Annotated in this window: 21 protein-coding genes; 8 read left to right on the top strand and 13 right to left on the bottom strand. The window is 73.8% G+C overall.

Features of this window, described 5'->3' with window-relative positions; translation table 11 throughout:
• Positions 1-35 precede the first annotated feature (35 nt).
• Positions 36-983: a LysR family transcriptional regulator gene (locus BM064_RS23420; RefSeq protein ID WP_092864852.1), complete on the bottom strand. Its 948-nt coding sequence runs from the start codon at positions 981-983 to the stop codon at positions 36-38.
• Between the two features lie 115 nt (positions 984-1,098).
• Between BM064_RS23420 and BM064_RS23415 the strand changes: the two genes are divergently transcribed.
• Together BM064_RS23415 and BM064_RS23410 are read left to right on the top strand one after the other, a co-directional pair.
• A complete protein-coding gene (locus BM064_RS23415; protein WP_092864849.1) occupies positions 1,099-1,734 on the top strand; it encodes a glutathione S-transferase N-terminal domain-containing protein in 636 nt (211 codons plus the stop codon).
• A 15-nt stretch (positions 1,735-1,749) separates the two neighbouring features.
• Entirely contained in the window at positions 1,750-2,217 is a 468-nt protein-coding gene (locus tag BM064_RS23410) for a DUF3237 domain-containing protein (protein ID WP_092864846.1), read from the top strand.
• A gap of 180 nt (positions 2,218-2,397) precedes the next feature.
• Here the strand turns inward: BM064_RS23410 and BM064_RS23405 are convergent, their stop codons facing one another.
• On the bottom strand, positions 2,398-3,915 hold the full coding sequence (locus BM064_RS23405) for a class I adenylate-forming enzyme family protein (RefSeq protein ID WP_092864843.1): 1,518 nt from the start codon (positions 3,913-3,915) through the stop codon (positions 2,398-2,400).
• A gap of 163 nt (positions 3,916-4,078) precedes the next feature.
• On the opposite strand from BM064_RS23405, the gene BM064_RS23400 reads away from it, so the two are divergent.
• Positions 4,079-5,272, top strand: coding sequence for an iron-containing alcohol dehydrogenase (locus tag BM064_RS23400; protein WP_177236381.1), 1,194 nt, complete (start codon positions 4,079-4,081; stop codon positions 5,270-5,272).
• Positions 5,273-5,360: 88 nt separating this feature from the next.
• On the opposite strand, the gene BM064_RS23395 is transcribed toward BM064_RS23400, so the two are convergent.
• Complete coding sequence (locus BM064_RS23395; RefSeq protein WP_092864837.1) at positions 5,361-6,200, bottom strand: SDR family NAD(P)-dependent oxidoreductase; 840 nt, start codon at positions 6,198-6,200, stop codon at positions 5,361-5,363.
• A gap of 77 nt (positions 6,201-6,277) precedes the next feature.
• On the opposite strand from BM064_RS23395, the gene BM064_RS23390 reads away from it, so the two are divergent.
• A complete protein-coding gene (locus BM064_RS23390; RefSeq protein ID WP_092864834.1) occupies positions 6,278-7,540 on the top strand; it encodes a TetR/AcrR family transcriptional regulator in 1,263 nt (420 codons plus the stop codon).
• Here the strand turns inward: BM064_RS23390 and BM064_RS23385 are convergent, their stop codons facing one another.
• The gene (locus BM064_RS23385; protein WP_218161114.1) at positions 7,541-9,061 is read right to left on the bottom strand and encodes a flavin-containing monooxygenase; all 1,521 of its coding nucleotides are present in this window, start codon (positions 9,059-9,061) and stop codon (positions 7,541-7,543) included.
• Positions 9,062-9,226: 165 nt separating this feature from the next.
• Here BM064_RS23385 and BM064_RS23380 point away from each other — a divergent pair, with 165 nt between their 5' ends.
• Complete coding sequence (locus BM064_RS23380) at positions 9,227-10,129, top strand: alpha/beta fold hydrolase (RefSeq protein WP_092864828.1); 903 nt, start codon at positions 9,227-9,229, stop codon at positions 10,127-10,129.
• 73 nt (positions 10,130-10,202) lie between these two features.
• Here BM064_RS23380 and BM064_RS23375 read toward each other — a convergent pair whose 3' ends face one another.
• From BM064_RS23375 to BM064_RS23345, 7 genes are all read right to left on the bottom strand, one after another.
• Entirely contained in the window at positions 10,203-11,198 is a 996-nt protein-coding gene (locus tag BM064_RS23375; protein WP_092864825.1) for an ABC transporter ATP-binding protein, read from the bottom strand.
• A complete protein-coding gene (locus tag BM064_RS23370; protein ID WP_092864821.1) occupies positions 11,195-12,172 on the bottom strand; it encodes an ABC transporter ATP-binding protein in 978 nt (325 codons plus the stop codon). The genes BM064_RS23375 and BM064_RS23370 overlap by 4 nt, the downstream gene beginning before the upstream one ends.
• Positions 12,169-13,065: an ABC transporter permease gene (locus BM064_RS23365; RefSeq protein WP_218161113.1), complete on the bottom strand. Its 897-nt coding sequence runs from the start codon at positions 13,063-13,065 to the stop codon at positions 12,169-12,171. The genes BM064_RS23370 and BM064_RS23365 overlap by 4 nt, the downstream gene beginning before the upstream one ends.
• Positions 13,058-14,023 (bottom strand): ABC transporter permease, encoded by a 966-nt coding sequence (locus tag BM064_RS23360; RefSeq protein ID WP_092864818.1) that lies wholly within the window; start codon positions 14,021-14,023, stop codon positions 13,058-13,060. Before BM064_RS23360 ends, BM064_RS23365 begins: the two co-directional genes overlap by 8 nt.
• Positions 14,024-14,046: 23 nt before the next feature.
• Positions 14,047-15,594 carry an ABC transporter substrate-binding protein gene (locus BM064_RS23355; protein WP_143103433.1) on the bottom strand — a complete coding sequence of 516 codons (1,548 nt, stop codon included), beginning with the start codon at positions 15,592-15,594 and terminating at the stop codon, positions 14,047-14,049.
• Between the two features lie 486 nt (positions 15,595-16,080).
• A complete protein-coding gene (locus BM064_RS23350; protein WP_092864812.1) occupies positions 16,081-16,569 on the bottom strand; it encodes a MaoC family dehydratase in 489 nt (162 codons plus the stop codon).
• A 177-nt stretch (positions 16,570-16,746) separates the two neighbouring features.
• Positions 16,747-17,868: a CaiB/BaiF CoA transferase family protein gene (locus tag BM064_RS23345; protein ID WP_177236380.1), complete on the bottom strand. Its 1,122-nt coding sequence runs from the start codon at positions 17,866-17,868 to the stop codon at positions 16,747-16,749.
• A 186-nt stretch (positions 17,869-18,054) separates the two neighbouring features.
• Here BM064_RS23345 and BM064_RS23340 point away from each other — a divergent pair, with 186 nt between their 5' ends.
• From BM064_RS23340 to BM064_RS23330, 3 genes are read left to right on the top strand one after another with little or no spacing between them, the layout of a single operon-like run.
• Entirely contained in the window at positions 18,055-20,481 is a 2,427-nt protein-coding gene (locus tag BM064_RS23340; protein ID WP_092864806.1) for a thiamine pyrophosphate-dependent enzyme, read from the top strand.
• On the top strand, positions 20,478-21,143 hold the full coding sequence (locus tag BM064_RS23335; RefSeq protein WP_092864803.1) for an RraA family protein: 666 nt from the start codon (positions 20,478-20,480) through the stop codon (positions 21,141-21,143). Before BM064_RS23340 ends, BM064_RS23335 begins: the two co-directional genes overlap by 4 nt.
• Positions 21,144-21,152: 9 nt before the next feature.
• Positions 21,153-22,598, top strand: coding sequence for an FAD-binding oxidoreductase (locus tag BM064_RS23330; RefSeq protein WP_092864800.1), 1,446 nt, complete (start codon positions 21,153-21,155; stop codon positions 22,596-22,598).
• Positions 22,599-22,875: 277 nt separating this feature from the next.
• On the opposite strand, the gene BM064_RS23320 is transcribed toward BM064_RS23330, so the two are convergent.
• Together BM064_RS23320 and BM064_RS23315 are read right to left on the bottom strand one after the other, a co-directional pair.
• The gene (locus BM064_RS23320; protein ID WP_092864797.1) at positions 22,876-23,622 is read right to left on the bottom strand and encodes an FAD binding domain-containing protein; all 747 of its coding nucleotides are present in this window, start codon (positions 23,620-23,622) and stop codon (positions 22,876-22,878) included.
• 250 nt (positions 23,623-23,872) lie between these two features.
• The gene (locus BM064_RS23315; RefSeq protein WP_092864794.1) at positions 23,873-25,456 is read right to left on the bottom strand and encodes an SLC13 family permease; all 1,584 of its coding nucleotides are present in this window, start codon (positions 25,454-25,456) and stop codon (positions 23,873-23,875) included.
• Between the last annotated feature and the right edge of the window lie 144 nt (positions 25,457-25,600).

Raw genomic sequence — 25,600 nt, 5'->3', positions numbered from 1 at the left:
CTGGGCATTCCGGCGCGCATTGTGAGGCGCCGGGGTCAGGACTTCAAATCGCCTGTCTCTATGGTTTGATCGGCCCCGTCGATCATGGGGTCGATCATGGGGTCGATCATGGCCGCCTCGGCCGCCTGCATCAGCCCCTCGACCAGCAGCGGCAGCGGATCGCGGGCGAGCGCCGCCAGCCCCACGGGGCGCGAGACCTCCGGCGCCGAAAGGGGCACGGCCGCGAGCCCCGCCGCCCCGCCGGCCAGATCCTGCAACCGCTCGGGCAGCACCGCGCAGAAGCCGCCGCTGCGCACCAGCGCCAGCAGGGAGAGCATCGAGTTGCTCTCGACCTCCGGCTCCGCCGCCGCGCCGGCTTCGGCGAAGGCCGCGTCGACGATGCGGCGGTTGCGCATGTCCGGCGTCAGCGCGCAGAGCGGCAGCGCCGCCGCCTCGGCCCAGCCGAGCGAGGCGCGCCCGGCCAGCGGGTGGCCCTGCGCGGTGAACAGCCGGTAGCGCTCGGCGTAGAGGGGCCGGACGAGGAACGGCTCGGTCGCCTCGTCGAGGTAGGTGAGGCCGGCGTCGATCTCGAACGCCTCCAGCGCCTGGGCGATGCGGGCCGAGGAGCGCGACAGGACCTGGAAGCGCACCTTCGGCCAGCGGGCGCGGAGCGCGGTGACCAGGGGCGCGACGGCCGGCAGGGCCGAGGGGATCACGCCCAGCGTCAGCCGCCCCTCCGGCCCGCCGTCGCCGACGGAGAGGTCGTCGCGCAGGCCGTCCCAGTCCTCGACGATGCGGCGCGCCCAGCGCAGCACGCGCTCGCCCTCGGGCGTCAGGCCGTGGAAGCGCTGGCCGCGGGCGACGAGGGGGACGCCGAGCTCCTCCTCCAGCTGGCGGATGCGGGCGGAGAGGGTGGGCTGCGTCACCGCGCAGGCCTCGGCGGCGCGCGAGAAGTGGCGCTCGCGGGCCAGCGCGATCAGGTATCGCAGCTGTCGGATGTCCATGGCGCCTCCGGCCCTCCCCGGGCGCAGTCTAGGGGCCGCGCGGGCCCGGCGCCACGCTTGACCGCCCGCCTCCGCCGGCCGAGGCTGGCGCCTCCCGCCTCAGGAGGTCGCCCCCATGTATCGCCTCTACTCCGCCACCCCCAGCCCCTTCGCCCGCAAGGTCCGCATCCAGCTGATCGAGAAGGCGATCCCCTTCGAGCTGATCACCGAGGTCCCCTGGAACGCCGACGCCGCCGTTCCCGCGGTCAACCCGCTGGGAAAGGTCCCCGCCCTGGTGCTGGAGAGCGGCGAGGCGATCTTCGAGAGCCGCCTGGTCAACGAGTGGATCGAGGCCAAGCACCCCGCGCCCCCGCTGGTCCCGCAGGCGCTGGACGACCGCCTGGCGGTGAAGCGCTACGAGGTGCTGGGCGACGGGATCTGCGACGCGCTGGTCTTGATGTTCTTCGAGAAATCCCGCGCGCCCGAGAAGTTCAGCCAGGAGTGGTTCGACCGCCAGCTTCGCAAGGTGGACGCAGGCCTGGCGGAGCTCGCGCGTCTCGTGGCGACGGGCGCGTGGGCCTGGGGGGATCGCTTCACGCAGGCGGATATCTCCACCGGCGCGGCGCTGAAGTACCTCGAGGTCCGCTGGCCCGATTTCCCCTGGCGGGCGCGCCACCCCAACCTGGCGGCCCTGTCCGACCGGCTGGAGGCGCGCCCCTCCTTCGCCGCCACCGTCCCCACGCCCCAGGCGATCCGCGACCGCGTCGCCTGAGCCTCCGGAGCCGCCATGCCCTTCTCCGCGACCGAGCCCCGCCTGCTGCCCTGCTGGGAGGCGCATGTCGACATCGCCCCCACGCTCGACCATGGCGCGGGCCCCGACGGCCACCGCTTCGTGGTCCCGATCCTGGGCGGGCGGTTCGAGGGGCGGCTGGCGCCCGAGACCGCCTCGCCCCGCCCCTTCAAGGGCGAGATCCTGCCCGGCGGCTTCGACCTGCAGCGCCTGCGCCCCGACGGGCGCAAGGAGCTGGAGGCGATCTACCACATGCGCACCGACGGGGGCGTCGCCATCGAGGTCCGCAACCTGGTGCTGATCGACTATGCGCCGGACGGCGGCCTCGCCTACGCCCGCTCCCGCATCTTCGTCTGCGCGCCCGCGGGCGAGTGCGACTGGCTCAACGCCCGGGTCTTCGTCGGCACGCTGGAGGTGGTCCGGCCGCAGCGGCAGGTCCTGATCCGGTCGTTCCTGCTGGCCTGAGCGCGACGGCGGGCCCGGGCGGGCGCCCCGGGCTCGACCCGGGGCCTCTCGCGGGGCGCCGACGGCGCGAGGCCCCGGGTCAGGTCCGGGTCAGGCCCGGGGCTCGCCCGAAGCGCGGTCGGGGCGCGGTCGGGGCGCGGTCGGAAGGAACCCGGTCGGGGCGGCGCGGCGGCGGGCGGGTCAGGCCCGCTCCCGCAGCTCGGTCTTCAGCACCTTGCCGTAGGCGTTCTTGGGAAGATCCTCGAGGAACCGCCAGTGCTTGGGCCGCTTGAAGCCGGCCATGCGGGCGCGGCACCAGGCGTCGAGCGCCTCGGGGCCGCAGTGGCGGCCGGGGTGCAGGACCACGAAGGCCAGCACGTCCTCGCCCCACTCGGCGTTGGGGATCCCGATCACCGAGACCTCGGCGACGTCGGCGTGGGCGAGCAGGACCTCCTCGACCTCGCGCGGGTAGATGTTGGTCCCGCCGGAGATGATCACGTCCTTCGAGCGGTCGGTCAGGGTGAGGAAGCCCTCGGCGTCGAGCCGGCCGATGTCGCCGGTGTGCAGCCAGCCGCCGGCCAGCGTCTCGGCGGTGGCCTCGGGGCGGTTCCAGTAGCCCTTCATCACCGTGTCGCCGCGCACCAGGATCTCGCCGGGGGCGTCGCAGGCGCAGTCGGCGCCGTCCGCGTCCGCCACCCGCACCTCGACGCAGGCATGGGCGTAGCCGACCGAGCCGCGGCGGGCCTCGGCGCGGGGATGGTCGCGGTCGGCGGCCATGTCGCGCGGCAGCACGGTGATGGTCATCGGGCTCTCGCCCTGGCCATAGATCTGCACGAAGCGGGGGCCGAAGGTCTCCACGGCCTCGTCGAGATCGGCCAGATACATCGGCCCGCCGCCGTAGATCACCGTGCGCACCCCCTCGCCCCGCCAGCCGCTCGCGCGGGCATGGGCGACGAGGCGGCGGATCATGGTGGGGGCGGCGAAGAACACCAGCCCGCCGAGGGACCCCGCCAGCCCCTCGATCTCTCCGGGATCGAAGCCGCGGCCCGGCGGGATCACGTGGCAGGCGCCGACCCGCATGAACTGGAAGTTGTAGAGCCCCGCCCCATGGGACATGGGCGCGGCGTAGAGCGGGTGGTCCGTGGCCAGCGCCGGGTCCACGTCGAGCGTATAGGTCGCCGCCATCGCCCGCAGGTTGGCGTGGGTCAGCATCACCCCCTTCGGCCGCCCGGTGGTGCCGGAGGTGTAGAAGAGCCACGCAAGGTCGTCGCCCGCCACCGCCCGCGGCGGGGTCGCCCGGTCCTGCGGCCCGGACGCCGCCGCCGCGGCGAAGGCGTCGGAGCGCAGACCGATCTCCCGGCAGCCGGCGGGCCATTCGGGCAGGGCGGAGAGGTCGCCGCCCTCGGTCACCGCGATGCGCGCGCCGGAGTCCGCGAGGATCCAGCACGCCTCGACCGGGTGCAGCTTGGCGTTCACCGGCACGATGACGGCGCCCAGCCACAGGGCCGCGTGCATCACCGCCAGGTAGTCCGGATCGTTCTTCGCGAACAGCGCCACCCGATCCCCCGGCCCCACGCCCATGCCCGCGAAGGCCCGCGCCAGCGCGCGCGTGCGCGCGGCGTAGTCGCCGTAGCGCGCGTGCAGCGCCTCGCCGACCTTCACCGCCGGCGCCTCGGCGCGCAGCAGCGCGGTCTGGTGCAGCCAGAGCGCGATGTTCATCCCGCGGTCCCCTCTCCTCCCGTGTCGCCCCCCCTCTTAACCCGGCCGCGCCGCCTTGCGCGACACCTGCCGGCGGCCGGCGGATTCTTCGCGTCGGATCTCGCCAGCCGCTCGGCGGCGCCCCATGCTGGCGCAAACTCGCATCCTGGGGAGGAGCCACGCCATGTCCGACACGACGCCCGACCATCCCGACGGCCCGATCCGCGGCGCCCTCGACCTCGCGCCCCAGGAGCGGGTGGTCTTCGGCCGTCCCGCCGCCGAGGCGCTGGTCGAGGAGCTGTCCCGCGCCGGCCTGAAACGGGCCTTCGTGACCTCCACCCGCTCGCTGGCGCGGGCCGAGGGCGGGCCGCTGGCGCGGGCGCTCGCCGGTCTCGGCGACGCCTGCGTCGGGGTCTACGACCGGATCTCGGCCCATTCGCCCGAGACGGAGGTGGTCGAGGCCGCCGTCGCCGCGCGCGCCGCGGGCGCGGACGTGCTGGTGGCGGTGGGGGGCGGGTCGGTGGTCGACTCGACCAAGGCGATCCAGATCTGCCTCGAGGAAGGCGTCGACACGGTCGAGGGCCTGCGCGCCCAGGCGGACCGCTGGAAGCCGTCGAGCGACCTGAAGCCGAAGGGCGCGATCCGGGCGATTTCGATCTCCACCACGCTCTCGGCGGCCGAGTTCACCGGCATCGCCGGGATCTCCAACCCCGAAGCCGGGGTGAAGCACGGTTTCGCCAAGCCGATCCTGATCCCGCGGGTGGCGATCCTCGATCCCGCCTCGACCGACGCGACGCCGCTGGACCTGCTGGTCTCGACCGGCATGCGGGCGATGGACCACGCCTGCGAGGCGTTCTGCTCGCCCACCGCCAACCCGATGACCGACCTCTACGCGCTGGGCGCCGCGCACCGCCTGTCGCGCGCCCTGCCCGCGATCCGCGACGACCCCGACGACCTGCTCGCCCGCCAGGACGCGCAGTTCGGCATGTGGCAGGGGATCCTGGCGCTGATGGGGGGCGCGGGTTCGGGCGCGAGCCACGGCATCGGCTATGCGCTGGGGGCGGGGTTCGGGGTGCCGCACGGCGTCACGTCGTGCGTGATGCTGCCGGCGGTGATGCGCTGGAACGCGGCGGTGAACGGCGATCGGCAGCGCTCGCTCGCCGCCGCGCTGGGCGATCCGAGCCGCCCCGCCGGCGACCTGCTGGCCGAGCTGGTGCAGCGCCTGGGCGTGCCCGGCAGCCTGCGCGCGGCGGGGCTGAGCGAGGCGGACCTGCCCACGCTGGCCGAGAAGGCGATGGGCTACGGCCCGGTGAAGCGCAACCCGCGCCGGATCGACGGCCCCGAGCAGGTGCGCGAGATCCTGGCGCTGGCCTTCTGAGCGCCGGCGCCCCTGGGCGCCGGCGGCGCGGGCCCCGGGTCGAGCCCGGGGCGCGCGCGCTCGCGCGTCCCCGCCGCGGCGGGCGCGGCTACTCCGCCGCCTTCGCCTCGCCGCCGCGGGCGGCCGAGAAGGGCCGCGCGCCCGTCCAGGGATGCGAGGACGACAGCCCCCCGTCCACCACCAACGCATGGCCGTTGACGTAGCTCGACAGCGGCGAGGCGAGGAACAGGGCGGCCGTGGCGATCTCGTCCGGCACGCCGCCGCGCTTGAGCGGGTTGGACATGCCGATCGGCACCTCCGTGCCCATCGCCTTGGCGTAGTCGTAGATCGGCCGGGTCATCTCGGTCTCGATCAGGCCCGGGCAGATGCAGTTCACCCGCACGCCCGTGCCCGAGAAGGCCTGCGCCGCGGTCTGGGCCAGGTTCACCACGCCCGCCTTGGAGGCCGAGTAGCTCGCCGGCCCCGCGTTGGCCCGGATCCCGGCGACCGAGGCGGTCATGATGATCGAGCCGCCGCCCCGCGCCGCCATCCGCGGCCCCGCGTGGCGGATCGCGAGATAGGGCCCGATCAGGTTCACCCGCAGCACCTCGGCCCAGACCTCGGGGCCGGCGTCGAGGAACTCGCGCACGCCCCCGGTGATGCCGGCGTTGGCGAAGACGACGTCGAGCCCGCCGAACTCCGCCTCCGCCGCCTCCATGGCGGCGGCGACGTCGGGCTCGTGTCCCGCGTCCATCACCCGGGCCGCGGCGCGCCCGCCGGCCGTCCGGATCGCCTCGGCCGTCGCTTCCACGCCCTCGGCCTTGTCGCAGCACACCACCGCCGCGCCGGCCGCGGCGAACATCAGCGCCGAGGCCCGCCCGATGCCCGAGGCCGCCCCGGTCACCACCGCCACGCGGCCCGACAGGTCCACATTCTCCTGCGGAGTCATCTCGTCGTCTCTCCCTTCGTCGCGTCGGTTCGGCTCGCCGATGGACGGCGCCCCCGCGCTGTTGCTATTTCAGGAACATGACCCTGGACACGCCCCAGATCGCCGATCCCTCCGACCGCTGGCGCGCCAAGCGCGAGCGGATCCTGGATGCGGCGGACGAGCTGATCTCGTCCCGCGGCCTGAAAGGGCTGACCTTCGGCGCCGTGGGCGAGGCCGTCGGCCTCAACACGACATCGATCACCTACTATTTCAAGCGCAAGGAGCAGCTCGCCGCCGCCGCCCTCGACCGGGCGGTGCAGCGGCTCGACGACATGGCCGAGGCCGCGGGCCGCGCGCCCGATCCCCGCGCCCGCGTCGCCGCCTTCATCGACCTGCGCCTGGAACGCGAGCGGCGGGTGCGCGCGGGCGAGGATCGCCACATCGCCATCCTCTCCGAGATCCGGGCGCTGGACGACCCGCTGCGCCAGCAGCTGATCGACCGCTACAAGGCGATGCGCGCCCGGGCGGCGGCGTTCTTCGCCCCCGGCCCCTTCGACCCCGCCGCCCTGCCCGAGGCGCCGCCCCGCGCGGTCGCCTGCGCGCAGGTGCTGCTGGACGTCACCCACTGGATGCGCGCCTGGCTGCACCACTATCCCACCGAGGATTTCGAGCGGGTGCGCGAGCGGATGGTCGAGCTGCTGGCCGACGGCCTCGCCGCCCCCGGCGGGGCCTGGGCGCCGCGCCCGCTGGTCATCGACCCGCCCGAGCAGAGCGGCCCCTCCGGCGAGCCGGGCCCCGAGGCCTTCCTGCGCGCGGCCACCGTGCTGGTGAACGTGCGCGGCTACCGCGGCGCCTCGGTCGAGCGGATCGCGGCGCAGCTCAACGTCTCCAAGGGCAGCTTCTACCATCACCTCGAGGGCAAGGACGACCTGGTGATGAACTGCTTCGCGCGCAGCTACGAACGGGTGGCCCGCGCCCAGACCCTGGCGATGGAGCGGCCGGGCGACGGCTGGCGGCGGCTTGCGGACTGCGTGGGCGCGCTGCTCGCCCAGCAGTTTGCGGCCGAGTTCCCGCTGCTGCGCATCACCGCCCTGCACGCCCTGCCCATCGACCTGCGGGTGCAGGCCCTGCGCGGCGCGGACCGGATGGCGCGCCGCTATGCGGGGATGATCTCGGACGGGATCGCCGACGGCTCGATCCGGCCGGTGGACCCGATGATCGCCTCGCAATGCCTCGCGGTGATGATCAACGGCGCCTGGGACGTGCACGCCTGGGCGCAGGCCCTGCCGATGAGCCGGGCCGAGGCGATCGCGCTCTACGCCTCGGTGCTCGCCTTCGGAATGTTCCCGCAGCAGGGCTGATCACTCCGCCGCCAGCCGCGCCGCCTCGGCGCGCTGGGCCCGGGGGAGGACGACGGGGGCGGTGGAGAAATCCAGCGTGCCGTCGTCGATGCGCCCGCGCTTGAGGGTCTTGCGGTCCCACAGGTAGTCCTGCTCGTGGATCCAGGGGAAATCGGCCCCGTGGCGCGGCAGCAGGTGGGCGGTGCGCAGCACGTAGCCGGAGGTGAACTTCAGCGCCGCCCCGGTCTTCGCGAAGGCCTGCGCGCCGGCGCGGGGCGTGACCTGGGTCAGGCGGCGGCGATCCATGTAGTCGAGCAGCCGGCAGGCGTATTCCGCCACCAGGTCCACCTTCAGCGTCCACGAGGCGTTGGTGTAGCCCTTGAAATACACCAGGTTCGGCACGTTGGAATACATGAAGCCCTTGAAGATCAGCAGTTTCGCCGGGTCGATGGGCTGCCCGTCGACCTCCAGCTCCATGCCGCCCATGAAGGTCAGGTTCAGCCCGGTGGCGGTGACGATCACGTCCGCCTCCAGCTCGGTCCCGTCCTCCATCCGCAGCCCGGTCGGGGTGAAGCGCGCGATCGTCCCGGTGACGATCGAGCCCTTGCCCGACTTCAGCGCGGTGAAGAAATCGTCGTCCGGCACCGCGCAGATCCGCTGCTGGCCGGGCCAGTAGCTGGGCACGAAATGGGTGCGCCAGTCGACCGCGTCGCCCAGCGCCTTGGCCACGCCGCCCACCAGCAGCCGCTTCGCCGCCGGCAGGTCCTTCGCGAACCGCCGCCGCCGCATCCGCCCCGCCAGGATCGTGCGCCAGCGGGTGAGGGAATAGGCGAGCCGGTCGGGCAGCCACCTGCGCAAGCCGTTGGCGAAGGCGTCCTCGCCGGGGCGCGAGACGACGTAGGTCGGGCTGCGCTGCACCTGGGTCACATGGGCCGCCGTCTCGGCCAGCGCCGGGGTCAGGGTGACGGCCGTGGCGCCCGAGCCGATCAGGACCACCCGCTTGCCGGTCACGTCCAGCCCCTCGGGCCAGAACTGCGGATGCACCAGGGTCCCCCGGTAGTCGCCATAGCCCTCCCACTGCGGCAGGTGGCCGGCGTGGTGGTCGTAGTAGCCCGTGCAGCCGAAGAGGAAGCGGGTGGTCAGGGTCTTGGCCTCGCCGCGCTCGACCACCTCCAGCCGCCACATCCCCTCGGCCGTCGACCAGGCGGCGCGGCGGACCGTAGTCTCGAATCGGATGAGGGGGAGGAGGCCGTTCTCCTCCGCCGTCTCCTGCACGTAGCGCAGGATCGAGGGGCCGTCGGCGATCGCCTTGGCCTCGGTCCACGGCTTGAAGGCGTAGCCCATGGTGTGCATGTCGCTGTCCGAGCGGATGCCCGGATAGCGGAAAAGGTCCCAGGTTCCGCCGAGTCTCGGCTTCTCCTCCAGGATCGTCATGCGGTCGCCCGGCCGCTTCACTTTCAGCCAGCGCGCCGCGCCGATGCCCGAAAGGCCGGCGCCCACGACGATCACGTCGAACTCCGGACCTGCTTCACGCTGCGCCATCTTCACCATACCGCTATTTCGAATCTGTTCCGCCCCTTATACAGGGTCCGCCCCGTCCCGCGAAAGGACGCACCGAGGCGCCCGGGTCGAAAACCGCATCGACCGCATTTTCACCCGGGCGAAAATATGCAAAAGATCTCGCACCCGCCCGGCAAGGAGAGCCCCATGCCCCAGACCACCGCCAACGGCATCCGCCTGACCTACGAGACCTACGGCCCCGAGACCGGCGCGCCCCTGCTGCTGATCTGCGGGCTCGGCATGCAGATGATCCGCTGGCCGCAGGGGTTCCTCGACGCGCTCGTCGCGCGCGGCTTCCACGTGATCGCGATGGACAACCGCGACGTCGGCCTCAGCCAGGGGTTCGACGAGGCCGGCGTGCCCGACCTGCAGGCCATCGTCGCCGAGCGCCAGGCCGGCCGCTGGCCCGCGGCGCCCTATTGCCTGAGCGACATGGCCGCCGACTGCGCCGGGCTGCTGGATGCGCTGGGCATCGCGCAGGCGCATGTCGCGGGCATGTCGATGGGCGGCATGATCGCCCAGCTCGTCGCCTGCGATCACCGGGCCAAGGCGCTGTCGCTGACCTCGATCATGTCCACCACCTCCGAGCCCGGCCTGCCCCCCGGCACGCCCGCGGCGCTGGAGGCGCTGTCGAAGCCCCGCCCCCACCCCGACGACGACCTCGAGACCTTCCTGAAGCTCTCCGTCGCGGCCTCGCGCGCCATCGGCTCGCCGGCCTTCCCCGCGCCGGAGGCGGAGATCCACGCCCGCGCGCTGGCCGACGCCCGCCGCGCCTGGCGCCCGCAGGGCTTCGCGCGGCAGTATGCGGCGATCATGGCCTCGCCCGGCCGCGCGGCGAAGCTGGCCGCGCTGGACCTGCCGGCGACGGTGATCCACGGCGTGCAGGACCCGCTGGTGCGCTTCGAGGGCGGCAAGGCCACCGCCGAGGCGATCCCCGGCTGCGAGCTGGTCGCCATCGAGGGCATGGGCCACGACCTGCCGACCGAGCTGCACGCGCGCATCGCCGACGCCCTGGCCGCCACCGCCGAGCGCGCCCGCGCCGCCGCCTGACGCGCGCCGCCCGCCCCACGGGCGCCCCGGGCTCGACCCGGGGCCCCTCCGCCGCCGGTCCCGGGCGCGGCGCTCAGTCGAGCGGGAAATGGCAGGCGACCCCGTGCCCCGCCCCCCGCGGAACCACCGGCGGAACCTCCGCCGCGCACAGCGCCTGCGCCCGCGGACACCGGGTGCGGAACCGGCAGCCGGAGGGCGGGTCGATGGGCGAGGGCGGCTCGCCCTCGGCCATCGGCAGCGGCTTTGGAATGGCGTCCGGGTCGGGGCGCGGGGCGGCCGAGAGCAGGACGCGGGTGTAGGGATGGGCGGGGTCGCTGTAGAGCGCCTCGGCCCCCGCCTCCTCGCACAACCTGCCCAGGTGCATCACCGCCACCCGGTCGGAGACGTTCTTCACCACCGCGAGATCGTGGCTGATGAACAGCATCGTCAGCCCGAATCGCGCCTTCAGATCCGCCAGCAGGTTGAGGATCTGCGCCTGGATCGAGACGTCCAGCGCCGAGACCGGCTCGTCGCAGACCAGCAGGTCCGGCCGCAGCACCAGCGCCCGCGCGATCGAGATCCGCTGGCACTGGCCGCCGGAGAACTCGTGCGGCCGGCGGTCCATGGCGTGGCGGGGGTCGAGGCCGACCAGCTCCAGCATCTCCTCCACCGTCTCGCGGCGGGCGCGGGCGTCGCCCTCGCCCGCGATCTCCAGCGGGGCCGAGACGATCTCGGCCACCGTCCGGCGGGGGTTCAGCGAGGCGATGGGGTCCTGGAAGATCATCTGGAACCGCCGCCGCGCCCGGCGCAGGGCCCCGCCCGAAAGCGCCGTCAGCTCCTCCCCGTCCAGCCGCACCGAGCCGCGCGTCGGCCGCGGCAACTGCAGGATCGCGCGGGCGGCGGAGGACTTTCCGCAGCCGCTCTCCCCCACCAGCCCCAGCGTCTCGCCCTTCGCGATGCTCAGGTCGAGGTCGGTGACGGCGTGAACCTTGCGGCCCCCGCGCAGGGGATGCTCGACGGTCAGGCCGCGGATCTCGAGGAAACCCTCCGTGGCGGGGCGGTGGGCGCGGGTCTCGGTCAGGGCGTTCATTCGGCGGCCTCCAGCGCGGGATGCCAGCAGGCGAAGCGGGTGGCGCCGCCGTCCTCCAGCCCCGGCGCCTGGCGGCGGCAGAGGTCGGAGGCATGGGCGCAGCGGGGCGAGAAGGCGCAGCCGGCGGGCGGGCTGACGAGGTCGGGCGGACGGCCGCCGATCGCCTCCAGCCGCCGGCCCGGCGCATCCTCGATCCGCGGGATCGAGGCGAGCAGGCCGCGGGTGTAGGGCATCGAGGCGGCGGCGAAGAGGGCGCGGGTCGGGGCCTGCTCGACCACGCGGCCCGCATACATCACCGCCACCTCGTCGGCCCGCCCCGCCACCACCCCGAGGTCGTGGGTGATCAGGATCATCGCCATGCCCCGTTCGCGCGACTGCGCCTGCAGGAGGTCGAGGATCCCGTGCTGCACGGTGACGTCGAGCGCCGTCGTCGGCTCGTCCGCGATCAGCAGCCGCGGGTCGCAGGCCAGCGCGATGGCGATGGCCACCCGCTGGCGCATGCCCCCCGAAAGCTGGTGGGGGTGCTGGTCGACGCGGGTTGCGGGCTGCGGCAGGCCCACGGCGGCCAGCAGCTCGACCGAGCGGTCGCGGGCCTGGCGGCGGCCCATGCCGAGGTGCAGGCGCAGGCTCTCGCCGATCTGGTCGCCCAGCGTCATCACCGGGTTCAGCGCGGTCATCGGGTCCTGGAAGATCATCGCCATCTCGCGCCCGCGCAGGCGGCGCAGCTCGCGCTCGGGCAGCGCGCCCAGCTCCCGCCCGCCGAGGCGGATGCGCATCGCCTCGCCGGTGCGGGCGCTGCGGGGCAGAAGGCCCATGATGGCGCGCGACAGCACGGATTTGCCCGAACCGCTCTCGCCCACGATCCCAAGCACACGGCCCTCGTCGACCGAGAGCGACACCCCGTCCACCGCGGTCAGCAGGCCGCGGGCGGTGGGGAAGGCGACGCGGGCGTTCTCGACCTCCAGCAGGCTCACAGCGCGGCCTCCCGCGTGTCGGCGAAGCGGCGGCGGATCACGTCGCCGGCGAGGTTGAAGCTCAGCACCGTGACGAACATCACCGCGGTGGGGATCAGGCTGATCCAGGACGAGTCCTCGATATGCTCGCGCCCCTCGGCGATCATGCCGCCCCAGGAGGGCGTGGGGGCCTTGACCGAGAGGCCGAGGAAGGAAAGCGCGCCCTCGACCACGATGGCGATGGGGATGTCGATCATCACGAATGCCATCAGCGGCCAGACGATGTTGGGCAGCACTTCGCGCAGCAGGATGCGCGCGTCGGAGGCGCCCATGGCGCGCGCCGCCAACACGAACTCGCGGTTGGCGTAGCTCAGCGTCTGGGCGCGGGTGATGCGGGCGGCGGCGGGGATGAACAGCAGCCCCAGCGACAGGCACACCATCGACAGCGAGCCCCCGAACACCGCCGAGAACAGCAGCAGCACCGCCAGCCCCGGGATCGCCAGCCAGGCGTCGATCAGGATGCCCACCACCTCGTCCACCCAGCCGCGGAAGTAGCCCGCGGCGAGGCCGAGCGCGAGGCCGATGCCCACCCCGATGGCGGGCGCCGCGAAGCCCACGGTCAGCGACACCCGCGCCCCGTGCAGCACGCGGCTGAGGATGTCGCGGCCCAGCACGTCGGTGCCCAGGATGTGGTTCTCGACCCCCGGCGGCGCCTGGATCGCCATCCAGTCGATCTCGTCGGGGGGCGCGAGGCCGAGCCAGGGGGCGGCGGCGGCGGCGAGGATCAGCACGACCAGCCAGGCGGCGGGGATCCAGAACATCGGACCCAGGCGCCGGCGGCGACGGTGGGCGGCGATGGCCTCGGCGTGGCGGTCCTCGACCGCCGCGGGCATCGGGGCGGCGACGTCAGCCATGGGCGCCCGCCTTCCCCCCGAGGCCGCGGACCCGCGGGTCGAGCCGCGCATAGGCGAGGTCCGTGCAGAAGTTCGCCAGCACGTAGGCCAGCGCGAAGAAGGTCACGCATCCCTGGATCATCATGAAATCCCGCGAGAAGACCGAGGTCACCAGCAGCCGCCCCACGCCGGGGATGCCGAAGATCTGCTCGATGATGATCGAGCCGCCCATCAGCCGCCCGACCTGGAGCCCCAGCAGGGTGATCATCGAGAAGGAGGAGGGCCGCAGCGCATGCACCACCAGGATGCGCCGGTCGCTCATCCCCTTGGCGCGGGCGAGCGCGATGTAGTTCTCCTGCAGGACCCCGATCATCTCGGCCCGCAGGGTGCGCATCAGCGCCGTCCACTCGACCAGCGCCAGGCTCAGCGCGGGCAGGATCATCGGGCGCAGGTTCTCCCACAGGCCCGCGGACAGCGGCTCGTAGCCCGTGGCCGGCAGCCAGCCCAGCGTCAGCGAGAACAGCAGGATCAGCAGCACCGCGGTCATGAAGGACGGCATCGAGACCGAGCCGAAGGCGAGGAAGCCGATGGCGCGGTCCACCCGTCCGTCCGGCGCCCGCGCGCAGAGCAGCGCCGCCGGGATCGCCAGCGACACCGCGATGATCTGCGCCAGCACCATCAGCTCCAGCGAGGCCGGGACCCGCTGGGCGATGGCGTCCCAGACCCGCTCTCCGGTCCGCCAGCTCTGACCCCAGTCGCCGGTGACGATGCCCGAGACCCAGTCGAGGTAGCGGACCGCGAGGGAACGATCGAGCCCGATCTCGGCCCGGATCTCGGCCACCTCCTGCTCGGTCGCGTCGGCGCCGGCGATGTCGAGCGCGACGTCGCCGGGCAGCGCCGCGACCAGCAGGAAGGTGATCAGGGTGACGACGGCCAGCACCACGGCCAGCCGCCCCGCCCGGCGCAGGAGCGCGTTCATCGCTCAGCCCTCCCGCGGCGCGGTCATTCCTCGACCCAGGCGCGGGTGACGTCCACCGCGCCCCGGTAGGGCGGCGGCACGCCCTTCACCCGCGGGGTGGTGAAGGCGTAGAAGGCGCCCCCGCCCCAGTAGAGCATCGTGGCCTGGTCGTTCATCTCGGCCACGATCTCGCACTGCAGCTCGAACCGCTCGTCGACGTCCTTCGCCGTGCGCATCCGGTGGGCGAGGTCGTCGAACTCGGGCGAGCTGTAGCCGGTGAGATTGTAGGAGCTGTCGGAGCGCGCCAGCGCGTAGAGCTGCGGGCCCACGTCCACCGCGTCGGCGATGCGCCAGCCGACGATGTCGAATTCCCGCCCGAAGGTGCGCTTGATCAGCGTGCCCTGGTCGACGGGGATCAGCTCGACCTCGATGCCCACGGCCTTGGACATCTGCTGGATCAGCTCGCCGATCTCGCGGCCGCGCGGGGTGGCGGTGTGGACCATGCTCAGCCTGATCGGCTTGCCGTAGTCCTCGACCAGCGCCTTGGCGGCCTTGGGATCGTAGCCGCGCAGCTTCGCCTCGCCGCAGTCCCGGCTGTCGCCCATCGGGCTGGAGACCACGGGCTTGGTGTCCTGCCAGATGATCTTCACCGCCGCGGGCTGGTTGAAGGCGTGGGCCAGCGCCTGGCGCACCCGCACGTCGTCGAGCGGGGCGTTGCGCGCGTTGAGCAGGATGATCTCGGCCCCCGCGCCCTCGGTCTTCAGGGAGACGATGTCGGGGTCCTTCTGGGCGTTGACGATGGTCTGGCCGCGGTCGGTCCAGATCACGTCGACCTCGCCCGACTTCAGCGAGGCGAAGCGGGTCTGGGTGTCGGGCAGAATCCGGAACACCACCTCGTCGAGGTGGATCTCGTCCTTCGCCCAGTAGTCCTCGAACCGCTTGACCACGATCCGGTCGCCGCCCAGCCAGGAGACGAACTCGAACGGCCCGGTGCCGATCGGATGCCGGTTCTGCCCGCCCGCCTCGACATGGGCGCGCGGGGGAATCGGCCCCGACATCGAGGTGGCGGCGAGATAGGGCAGGAAGGCGCCCCAGGGGTGGGCCAGGGTGAAGCGCACCGTGTAGCGGTCCAGCGCCTCGGCCCCCTGGATCACCGAGATGAAGGAACGCGAGCGCGACTTCTGCTCGGGGTCGAGGATGCGGTTGTAGTGGGCGGCGACGTCCTCGGCGGTGAACTCGGTCCCGTCGTGGAACTTCACGCCCTCGCGCAGGGTGAAGGTGTACTGGGTGAGGTCCTCGTTCGCCTCCCAGGCGGTGGCGAGCAGGGGCTTCACCTCCTTGGTGTCGGGATCGAAGTCGAGCAGCGGCTCCTGGATCGTGCGCATCACGATCTCGCCGGTCTGGCCCAGCACGCCGCCCGCGACCGCGTCGAAGCCGGTGACGTCCGTCTCGAGCCCCACGGTGATCGAGCCGCCCTTCTGCTGGGCGCCGGCGGCGAAGGGCGCGGCGAGCAGGACGGCCGCGCCGAGAGCGGCCGCGAGGCGGGCGAGCCCGCGCCGGCGGGGTCGGGGGTCGGGGCGGGACGGGCGCATGGCGGGACAAGTCCCGGACGAGCGGGTCGGCGGCATCTGGAGATCCTCCCTAGCGCCCGTCTGCGCGGGCGTCCTTCTTTCGGCGCTTCGCTCTTGAGGCGAATGGGGGATGATCGCCCGCAACCGGGCCTTTGTGAATACCCTGTTTTCGAAAAATAGAGATCACCCGTTCAAGGAGGGGCTCGGTTTCGAATTCAGGCCCCGGGATGCCTGGGTCGCCTCTGATTTTCTGTCGCGCTTTCAGGTTGATGACCGCCTCGTATCGGCTTCGGAGGGGCCTGCGGCCATTGCGCGGCGCACATACCGGAATGACGAATCGCGGTTTCCGAGGCGGATCGGAGGCCGGCGCGGGGCGCCCCGCGGCGCCGTCGGAGGCGCCGCGTCGGGCGATGCGCGCGCGGCGCGGCCCCGCCCGCGGCGCAGGGCGGGCGGCGCGCAGGGGGCGGGCGTCTCGGGGGGCGCGCGCCGGCGCGACGGGCCGCAGGGTCAGGCGGGACGCTTGCGCAGCAGGTACTTGTGGAACCCGTCGAGCACCAGCTTGCCGTCCTGGTTCCAGACCGAGGCCTTGCAGGTCATCACGCCGGTGGAGCGCCCGGGAACCAGCTCGGAGATCTCGAGCTGCGGGTAGAGCGTGTCGCCCGCATAGACCGCGCCGAGAAAGCGCGAGCCCTGCTCGAGGAACGCCACCAGCGCGTCGCCCATCATGTGCGGGAGCTGGCCGGCGCCGGCGCAGGTCTGGATCACCACCTGATAGCCGTGGGCCAGCAGCTCGCGGTGGCCCTGCGCCTGGCACCAGTGCCGGTCGTAATGGATCGGGTGGTTGTCGCCCGAGGCGAGCTGGAAGGCCGAGAAAAGCGCGTCGGTCATGGTGCGCGAGGGGATGTAGAACACCTCGCCGACCTCGTAGTCCTCGAACCATCGGGTGGCGCAGGGGCGAAGCGACAGCGGGTCGATGCGCGGGGCGGCGTCGGTCATGGGGGCTCCTTGGCGAAGGGGCGCGCCCGGGCGGCGCCGGGCGCGCGGAAGGCGGGCCGCGGGGGGCCCCGGGTCGGGCCCGGGGCGCGCGGCGCGCGTCGGTCGGCGCGCCCCACGGGCGCCGGCGCGGGCCGGACCCGTAGGGCACATGTCAATGCGCCATGCCGGCCGGCGAGGTCAGTCGAGCACCAGCCCGAACTCCTCCGACAGGCGGGCGGTGTGCGCGCCGGCGTCCGGCGCGGGCGCGGCGAAGGGCTGGCGCGACGGCGTGCGGGGCGTGGGCAGGCTGACCGCGCCCAGGTCCATCACCGGGGCCGCGTTCATCGCCTGCACCTGCGCCTCGGCCAGCCAGTCGGAGAAGTCGTTGACCGGCCGCGCGAGGATGCCCTGCGCGGTCAGGCGCGCGCTCCACGCATCTGCGGTGTCGGTGGCGAAGATCGCCGCCATCTCGGCGCGCAGCACGTCCCAGTTGGCGTTGCGCAGGGCGAAGGAGGCGAAGCGGGGATCCTCGATCCAGGCCTCGCGGCCCAGCGCCCGGCAGATGCCGGCCCACTCCGTCTCCCGCACCAGGGTCAGCGCCAGGTGGCGGTCGGCGGCCATGTAGATCCCCGCCGGCGGGTTGATCGACAGGACCTGGCCGCCGGTGATCTCCCACTCCAGCAGCTTGGGCCCCATCAGCGCCGCCGCCGACTGCACCAGCGAGACGTCCAGCCGGCGCGCCTCGCGCGGACCCTGCGTCGGGAACAGCGCCGCCAGCGCCGCCTGGGCCGCGTAGAGCCCGGTCACCGCGTCGATCAGCGGCTGGCCGGAGCGCACCGGCTCGCCCTGTGCGTCGCGGGTGATCGCCATCATGCCGGTGAAGGCCTGGGCGTAGGTGTCGACCATCGGCTCGGCCCGCCGGGGACCGACCAGGCCGAATCCGGAGATGGTCAGGTAGACGATGCCGGGGTTCAGCGCGCGCACCGCCTCGAACCCCAGGCCCATCTTCTCGGTCACGCCGGGGCGCCCGCTTTCGATCAGCAGGTCCGCCCGGGCGGCGAGCTTGAGGGCCGCCTCCAGCCCCGCCTTCGACTTGAGGTCGAGGGTCAGGCTCTCCTTCCCGCGGTTGTAGTAGAGCGAGAAGCCCGTGGCGCCCGGCGCCGCGGCGACGCCGAGGTTGCGGATCCAGTCGCCGGCGGGCGGCTCGACCTTGATCACCCGCGCGCCGAGCTCGGCCATCGCCATGCCGCAGGACGGCCCCGCGATGCCCTGGCTGAGGTCCAGCACCAGGCGGCCCTTGAGGGGCAGCGCGTCGCTCATCCCAGAGCCCCGGGGCATCCCCGCCCCCGCGGGCGCAGCCCCGCCCGTTCGACACCGGCCTGCACAGCCATCGCCGTTCTCCTCCCCGCATTTGCGTCATCGTCGTTTGACCCGCGCCCGGCCGCGTGATTGTCTTTCGGCCGACAGGTAAGGCCAGCATAAGGCCCCGAAACCGGGAGGCAAGCGATGCGCGACGAGGCGAGCGCCGGAGGCGAGGCCTGGGCGCAGGACCCCACGGCCCAGCGGCTGTGCGAGGCCTGGCGGCGCCACGGCTGGCGGGCCGCGCGGCTCGATCCGCTCGGCCTGGCGGCGCCCGAGCGGCCGGCGCCCCTCGACCTTCCGGGCCCCGAGGACCTGCGCGCGGCGCTCGCCGCGATCTACGCGGGCGGCCTCGGCTGGGAGTTCGGCCACCTCCAGGACCCCGGGCGCTTCGACTGGCTGGCGGCGGAGGCCGAGACGGCCGAGGCCCCGACCCGCCCCGACCGCCTGCGCGCCCTGCACCTGATCGCCGCGGCCGAGCGGCTGGAGGGCGACGTCCGGCGCCGCCTGCCGACCACCAAGACCTTCGGCCTCTCGGGCGCCGAGGGCTTCGTGCTGCTGATGGACGAGGCGATCCGCGCCTCGGGCGCGCGGCGGGTGGTGGCGGGGGGGATGCACCGCGGCCGGATCACCCAGATGGCGCTGGTCCTGGGCAAGCCGCTGGCGCGCATCGCGGCCGAGCTGCGCGGCGCCCCGGACCTGCCCGCGACGCTCGGCGCCGCCTCGGACGTGCCCTACCACCTGGGCTTCGACGGCGTGCGCGAGGACGGGGTGGAGGTGTGGACGGCGCCGCATCCCTCCCACCTCTCCATCGTCGGTCCCGTGGCGCTGGGGCGGGCGCGGGCGGAGGGGGCGGGGCGCGGCCCCGACGTGCTGCCGATGATCCTGCACACCGACGCGGCGCTCGCCGGCCAGGGCGTGAACATGGAGATGCTGCAGCTCTCCCGCCTGCCCGGCTACTCGGTCGGCGGCACGCTGCACCTGCTGCTCGACAACCAGGTGGGCTTCACCACCGACGGGGCCGAGGCGCGGTCCTCGCGCACCGCCGCCGACGTCGCCAAGATCACCGAGACGCCGATCCTGCACGTCGACGGCGACGACCCCGACGCGATCCTGACCGCCGCCCGCGCCGCCGCCCGCTGGCGCGCGCGCTGGGGCGAGGACGTCGTGGTCCGCCTCGTCGCCTACCGCCGCCGCGGCCACAACGAGATGGACGAGGCCCGCTTCACCCAGCCGCGCATGTACGTCGCCATCGACGCCCTGCCGCCCTTGTCGGAGCGCTATGCCGCCGCCGCCGGCCTGCCGGCCCCCGACCTCTCGGCCCTGCAGGCCGATCTCGACGCCGCCTTCGCCGCGCCCCCCGCCACGCCCAACGCCCCCGAGGCGCCGGGGCTGGCGGAGGGGGCCGAGGCCGCGCTGCTCGCCCACCATGACACGGGCGTGGATCTGGAGGAGATGCAGCGCCTCGCCCGCGCCCTGGCGCAGCCGCCTGCGGGGGCGCGCCTGCATCCCAAGGTGCAGCAGGTGCTGGCGAAGCGCCGCCGGATGGCCCGCGGCGAGGCCCCCGTGGACTGGGCCTTCGCCGAGGCGCTGGCCTTCGCCTCGCTGTTGTCCGAGGGCCGCCCCCTGCGTTTCTCCGGCCAGGACGCCGTGCGCGGCACCTTCGCCCAGCGCCACATGCGCCTGCACGACCAGGAGAGCGGCGCGGTCCACGACACGCTCTCGCAATTCGGCGCGGCGGAGGTCTTCAACTCCCCCCTCATCGAGAACGCGGCGCTGGGCTTCGAGTACGGGCTGTCGACCGCCTATGAGGGCCTCGACGTGTGGGAGGCGCAGTTCGGCGACTTCCTCAACGTCTTCCAGCCGATGTTCGACCAGTTCCTGACGGGGGGCGAGGACCGCTGGCTGCTGACCTCGCGCCTGGTGCTGCTGCTGCCGCATGGCTGGGACGGCGGCGGGCCGGACCACTCGACGGGCCATGTCGAGCGGGTGCTGGCCCGCTGCGCCAAGGCCAACCTGATCGCGGCCAACCCCTCGACGCCCGCGCAATACTTCCACCTGCTGCGCCGCCAGATGGCGCTGCCCACGCCCAAGCCGCTGGCCGTGTTCACCCCCAAGCTGCTGCTGCGCCTGCCCGCCTGCACCTCCGCGCCCGCGGACTTCGCCCCCGGAACCGGCTTCGCCCCGGTGCTGGCCGAGCCCGCCGCCAAGGCCGAGCGCGTGATCCTGTGCTCCGGCAAGCTCTATTGGCTGCTGGCGAAGGCGCGGGCGGAGCGGGGGCTGGAGGGGCGGGTCGCGCTCGTGCGCCTCGAACAGCTCCACCCCTTCCCCGCCGGGGCGCTGGCGGAGGCGCTCTCCGGCGCCGGGGGCGAGCTGGTCTTCGCCCAGGAGGAGCCCGAGAACCTCGGCCCCTTCCCCTGGCTCGACCGACGCATCGAGCGGGTGGCGGGCCGCGCCGCGCGGCTGGTCTCGCGGCCCGCCGCCGCCTCCCCCGCCGTCGGCTGGCACGCCTGGCACGACGCCGAGGAAAAGGCCCTGATCGACGCCGCCCTGGACCTGGAGACCGCCCGATGACCCCCGTGCCCGAAGTCGTTCCCGACGAGGTGCTCGCGACCCTGCGCACCCTCGCCACCCCGACGCTCGCCAACGCCATCGACGAGACCGGCGCCGGCGGCGTGATGCTGGGCCTGCATGCCGCCGGCCCCGGGCTGCGCTGCGTCGGCCGGGCCGTGACCGCGCGCGAAGTCACCGGGCCGGCCGGCTCCTTCCCCGTCGCGGACTTCAAGGTCGGCCACATGATCGACGCCGCCGGCCCCGGCGACGTGATCGTGGTGGCGAACGGCGGCGCCCCGGTCTCGACCTGGGGCGGCATGGCCTCCTACGCCGCCAGGCTGAAGGGGATCGAGGGCCTGATCGTCGACGGCGGCGTGCGCGACCGCGAGGAGATCCTGGAATTCGGCTTCCCGGTGTTCTCCGCCCATATGGTCCCCACGCCGGGCAAGACCCGGATAAGGGTGGAGGCGATCAACGAGCCCGTCGTCGCCGCCGGCATCCCGGTCTCCCCCGGCGACGTGATCGTCGCCGACGGCACCGGGGTGGTGGTCCTGCCGGCCGCCCGCGCGGCCGAGATCGCCGAGCTCGCCGCGGGCTATGCCGCCGACGACGCCCGCGCGATGGCGGAGATGGTCCGCGGCCTCTCGTTCCGCGAGGCGCTCGCGAAATTCGCCAAGATCTGAAGGACTTCGATGGACGACCGTCTCTATCCCCTGCCCGGCGCCGCCCCTGTCCCGCCCGAGGTCCTCGCCCGCCTCAAGGCCGCCGTCGGCCCCAGGGGCGTGGCGGAGGACCCCGCCGAGATCGCCCCCCACCTCGTCGCCTGGCGCGACGGCTGGCGGGGCGAGGTCCCCCTCGTCCTGCGCCCCGAGAGCACCGCGGAGGTCGCCGCCATCGTGCGAATCTGCGCCGAGGCGCGCGTGCCCATCGTCCCCCAGTCCGGCAACACCGGACTGACGGGAGGCGGGCAGCCGCACATGGGCGGCTCGGAGATCGTGCTGTCGCTCGCCCGGATGAACCGGATCCGCGAGGTCGATCCCCTGAACGACTCGATGACCGTCGAGGCGGGCGTGATCCTGCAGACGGTGCAGGAGGAGGCCGCGAGGCACGACCGCCTGTTCCCCCTGTCGCTGGCCGCCGAGGGGACCTGCCGGATCGGCGGGAACCTCTCGACCAACGCCGGCGGGGTGCAGGTGCTGCGCTACGGCAATGCGCGGGCGCTGGTGCTGGGGCTGGAGGTGGTCACCGCCCAGGGCGAGATCTGGGACGGGCTGCGGTCGCTGCGCAAGGACAACGCCGGCTACGACATGAAGCAGGTGTTCCTGGGCGCCGAGGGCACGCTGGGGATCATCACCGCCGCCACACTGAAGCTGTTCCCCAGGCCCAGGGACTCGGCCGTGGCGCTGGTCGCCGTCCCCTCCGCCGAGGCCGGCATCGAGCTGCTGGCGCTGATGAAGGCCGCTATGGGCGAGACCGTCACCGCCTTCGAGCTGATGCACGAGATCTGCTTCACGCTCGCCGCGCAGACCATGGGCCACGAGGACCCGATGCCGGGGTCCGAGTGGCGCGTGCTGCTGCAGGTCGACGGCCCCGGTCCGCAGGGCAAGATGGCCGAGGCGCTGGAGGCCGCGCTGGGCGAGGCGCTGGAGAGGGGGATCGCGACGGACGCGGTGCTGCCCGCCTCGCTCGACCAGGCGCAGAAGCTGTGGCGGATCCGCGAGGACCAGGCCGAGGTGCAGCAGCGCGCCGGCGCCGGGATCAAGCACGACATCTCGGTCCCCGTCTCGCGCATCCCCGAGTTCGTGGCGAAGGCGGACGCGGCGCTGGCGGCGGTCTACCCCGGCTTCCGCCCCTGCACGTTCGGGCACGCGGGCGACGGCAACCTGCACTACAACCCGATCCGCCCCGAGGACTGGACCGACGCCGCCTGGAAGGCCGAGACCCAGGCGATCAACCGCATCGTCCACGACCTGGTGGCGGAGATGAACGGCTCGATCACCGCCGAGCATGGGGTGGGCCGCCTGCGCATGCACGAGATGGCCCGTCTGAAGGACCCGGTCGAGATGTCCCTGATGCGCCGCCTGAAGGCCGCCATGGACCCCGCGGGGATCCTCAACCCCGGCAAGCTGCTGGCCTGAGCGCGCGCCCCGCCGCTCGGCGATCGCCGCGCTCTCGTCGACCTCGTAGTCGACGCGGATCGGGCGGGCGGCGTCGCGGGCCTGTTCGAACGTCTCCGCCACCACCAGGGCGACGAGGTGGTGGTGGCGCTGGACCTCGGCGCCGCGGAACAGCGTGGCGATGGGTGGGCTGCGCGTCGCGGAACAGGACCGCCGCCACCGCCGCCGCGCCCCGGGGGAGGGCGGCGGCCGCCTCCTCCATCGCTCAGGGGCGCGGGGCGACGCCGCCGACGGCGACCTAGCCGGTCCCGTCGGTCCGGCGCACCAGCGCCACCGAGACCACGGCGAAGGCGCAGGAGGCCCGGCCGCGCACCTTGCGGCAGCCCTGCCGGCCGCCGGCGGGGGCGGGCGGCGTCGCCGCGGCGACGAACTCGCCGGGCGCCGGCACGGTTTCGACCTCGGGCGTGTCGTCGGGCAGGCGGAGGAACTCGGCGAGCGGGATGGCGCGCGCCTCGCCCTCGGCGGTCACCGTCTCGACGGTCGCGCCCGGCGCCCGCGGGCCCACGGCCATGTCGGAGGGGTGGGTGGCGATGCAGGCCTGCGGGACGCCCACGAGGCCGAGCTGTCGGCTGGCGCCCTCAAGGAGCCCGCAGCCGGAGCCGGGCCCGCGCGTGTTGCAGGGCTGGTTGGCGTCGAAGAAGCAAGGGCATCGGGTGCGCTGCAGCAGGTTGCCCTCGGAGGCGGCCTTGTCGCGCAGCTGGCCCGAGGCGCCGGCGACCAGCGCGCGGGTCGGCGCCGGGCAGTCCCGGGGCGCCCGCTCGTGGGCGGCGAAGTCGGCGCTGCGCACCATGGCGCCGATGCGCAGGCCGCCGTCGGGCATGCCCTCGATGGCGTCGAGGCCCGTGCTGTGCACGTCGGTCAGGTGGCCCGGCGTGCCGTCGCCGCACTGGCGGCCGTCATGCGCGACGAAAGCGGCCTGCATGGGGTCGAGGTCGTCGGGATCGCCTAGGCCCTCGACGGTCTGGATCTCGTCGCCCCCGGGCATCACGGCGAGGCTGAGGCAGGCGTCGATCCGCCGCCCGTTGACCGCGACGGAGCGGGCCCCGCACTGGCGTAGCCGCAGCCCTTCTTCGGTCCGGTCGGCTTCGGCGTCTCGCGCAGGGCGTCGAGCAGGCTCGGACGAGCGTCGGCCTCGACGGCCTGGGCGACGCCGTCGACGGTGAAGGCGACCGGGGCCGAGGCGGCGACGCGCCCGGCGGGGCGGGAGGAGGGCGGAGGCCGCGCGGGGCGCGCGCTCAGAACGCGATGCCGAAGGCGAGGCCGCCCAGCAGGTAGATCACCAGGGTGATCAGCCCCACGCCCATCACGTTCAGGAGCGCGCCGCCGCGGGCCATCTGGCCGATGGTCACCGCGCCCGAGCCGAAGACGATGGCGTTGGGCGGCGTGCCCACCGGCAGCATGAAGGCGCAGGTGGCCGCGAGCGCCGCGGGCACGACGAGCATCATCTCGTCCACGCCGATGCCCGTGGCGACGCCGCCCAGGATCGGCACGAAGGTCGCGGCGGTGGCGGTGTTCGAGGTGACCTCGGTCAGGAACAGGATGATCGCGACGACCGCGGCGACCAGCAGGATGCTGGGCAGCGCGCCCAGCCCCTCGACCTGCGCGCCGAACCAGTCGTCGAGCCCCGAGGCCCCAACCGCCGAGGCCAGCGCCAGCCCGCCGCCGAACAGCAGCAGCACGCCCCAGGGCAGGCCGTCCTCGGCATCGTGCCAGGTCAGCACCATCCGCCCGCGTCCCTGCCCCGGCAGGATGAACAGCACGAGGCCGGCGAGGATGGCGATCACGGTGTCGTCGAAGCTCCCCAGCCAGGGGGCCGCCCGCGCCACGGCGCCGATGTTCGAGACCAGCCCCGGCACGATCCACAGGAAGGCGGCGGCGGCGAAGACGCCGAGCACCATCTTCTCCCCCTGGGACATCGGGCCCAGCGCCTCGATCTCGCGCTCGATCATCCGCCGGCCGCCGGGGATCTCGGGCAGGTCGAAGCGGTAGACGAGGCGGGTCATCAGCCACCAGGCCAGCAGCACGAAGACCGACGCCAGCGGCAGGCCGACCATCATCCACTGGAAGAACGAGATCGGCGCGCCCAGCGTGTCGGCGGCGTAGCCCGCCACGATGGCGTTGGGGGGGCTGCCCAGCAGCGTGCCCACGCCCCCGATCGAGGCCGACCAGGCGATGCCCAGCATCAGGCACACCCCGAAGGCGGCGACGTTCGGATCGTCCACCGCCTGCGTGATCGGCTCGCCGCCGGTGGGATCGGCCTGCCGCGCCGCGGCGCGGTCGCCACCGGAGGTGAACAGCGCCAGGATCGACATGCCGATCGGCAGCATCATCAGCGCCGTCGCGGTGTTGGAGACCCACATCGACAGGAAGGCCGAGGAGATCATGATCCCCAGGACGATCCGCCGGGGCTGGACGCCGACGCGGGCGATGGTCTTCAGCGCCATGCGCCGGTGGAGGTTCCATTTCTCCATGGCGATGGCGATCAGGAAGCCGCCCAGGAACAGGAACACGATGGGGTTGGCGTAGGCCGACGTGGTCTCGCGCACCGTCTGCCCGGTCAGGGCGGGGAACAGCACGATGGGGATCAGCGCGGTGGCGGCGAGCGGGACCGCCTCGGTCATCCACCACACCGCCATCAGGGCGGCGACGGCGGCGACGATGCGCGCGTCGGGCGAGAGGCCCTCGGACCCCCCGAGCCCCCAGTAGACCGCCCCCGCCGCGACCAGCCCCAGCGCGCGCAGGATCCATGTCCCCCAGGCCTGCCAGGGGCGCTGCTCGTGAACCTGTCCCTGGTGGCTGAGCTCGGGTCTGGCGGGCACGCGTCTCTCCGCTGGCTGGAGGAGGGTCGGGGCCCCCTGCGCAGGGGGCCCGGTCGTTCCGGCGAGATAGAGCCCGGGCGCTCCCCCGGCAAGCCGGCCGACGCCCCGCCCCCCGCCAGGCCGCTGAGGCGAAACGAAACCTCG

Origin of the sequence: Albimonas pacifica (assembly GCF_900113695.1) — a bacterium.
GTDB lineage: Bacteria > Pseudomonadota > Alphaproteobacteria > Rhodobacterales > Rhodobacteraceae > Albimonas > Albimonas pacifica.
This window is presented reverse-complemented; position numbering and strand designations above follow the sequence as displayed.

What these genes read in the sequence shown, in the direction of transcription:
- BM064_RS23320 (WP_092864797.1), bottom strand. Translation starts at nt 23,622, where the DNA reads ATGCCCGGGGGCGACGAGATCCAGACCGTCGAGGGCCTAGGCGATCCC.
- BM064_RS23405 (WP_092864843.1), bottom strand. Translation starts at nt 3,915, where the DNA reads ATGAACATCGCGCTCTGGCTGCACCAGACCGCGCTGCTGCGCGCCGAG.
- BM064_RS23400 (WP_177236381.1), top strand. Translation starts at nt 4,079, where the DNA reads ATGTCCGACACGACGCCCGACCATCCCGACGGCCCGATCCGCGGCGCC.
- BM064_RS23340 (WP_092864806.1), top strand. Translation starts at nt 18,055, where the DNA reads ATGCGCGACGAGGCGAGCGCCGGAGGCGAGGCCTGGGCGCAGGACCCC.
- BM064_RS23335 (WP_092864803.1), top strand. Translation starts at nt 20,478, where the DNA reads ATGACCCCCGTGCCCGAAGTCGTTCCCGACGAGGTGCTCGCGACCCTG.
- BM064_RS23380 (WP_092864828.1), top strand. Translation starts at nt 9,227, where the DNA reads ATGCCCCAGACCACCGCCAACGGCATCCGCCTGACCTACGAGACCTAC.
- BM064_RS23395 (WP_092864837.1), bottom strand. Translation starts at nt 6,200, where the DNA reads ATGACTCCGCAGGAGAATGTGGACCTGTCGGGCCGCGTGGCGGTGGTG.
- BM064_RS23330 (WP_092864800.1), top strand. Translation starts at nt 21,153, where the DNA reads ATGGACGACCGTCTCTATCCCCTGCCCGGCGCCGCCCCTGTCCCGCCC.
- BM064_RS23410 (WP_092864846.1), top strand. Translation starts at nt 1,750, where the DNA reads ATGCCCTTCTCCGCGACCGAGCCCCGCCTGCTGCCCTGCTGGGAGGCG.
- BM064_RS23375 (WP_092864825.1), bottom strand. Translation starts at nt 11,198, where the DNA reads ATGAACGCCCTGACCGAGACCCGCGCCCACCGCCCCGCCACGGAGGGT.
- BM064_RS23360 (WP_092864818.1), bottom strand. Translation starts at nt 14,023, where the DNA reads ATGAACGCGCTCCTGCGCCGGGCGGGGCGGCTGGCCGTGGTGCTGGCC.
- BM064_RS23345 (WP_177236380.1), bottom strand. Translation starts at nt 17,868, where the DNA reads ATGAGCGACGCGCTGCCCCTCAAGGGCCGCCTGGTGCTGGACCTCAGC.
- BM064_RS23390 (WP_092864834.1), top strand. Translation starts at nt 6,278, where the DNA reads ATGACCCTGGACACGCCCCAGATCGCCGATCCCTCCGACCGCTGGCGC.
- BM064_RS23415 (WP_092864849.1), top strand. Translation starts at nt 1,099, where the DNA reads ATGTATCGCCTCTACTCCGCCACCCCCAGCCCCTTCGCCCGCAAGGTC.
- BM064_RS23355 (WP_143103433.1), bottom strand. Translation starts at nt 15,594, where the DNA reads ATGCGCCCGTCCCGCCCCGACCCCCGACCCCGCCGGCGCGGGCTCGCC.
- BM064_RS23350 (WP_092864812.1), bottom strand. Translation starts at nt 16,569, where the DNA reads ATGACCGACGCCGCCCCGCGCATCGACCCGCTGTCGCTTCGCCCCTGC.
- BM064_RS23365 (WP_218161113.1), bottom strand. Translation starts at nt 13,065, where the DNA reads ATGGCTGACGTCGCCGCCCCGATGCCCGCGGCGGTCGAGGACCGCCAC.
- BM064_RS23385 (WP_218161114.1), bottom strand. Translation starts at nt 9,061, where the DNA reads ATGGCGCAGCGTGAAGCAGGTCCGGAGTTCGACGTGATCGTCGTGGGC.
- BM064_RS23420 (WP_092864852.1), bottom strand. Translation starts at nt 983, where the DNA reads ATGGACATCCGACAGCTGCGATACCTGATCGCGCTGGCCCGCGAGCGC.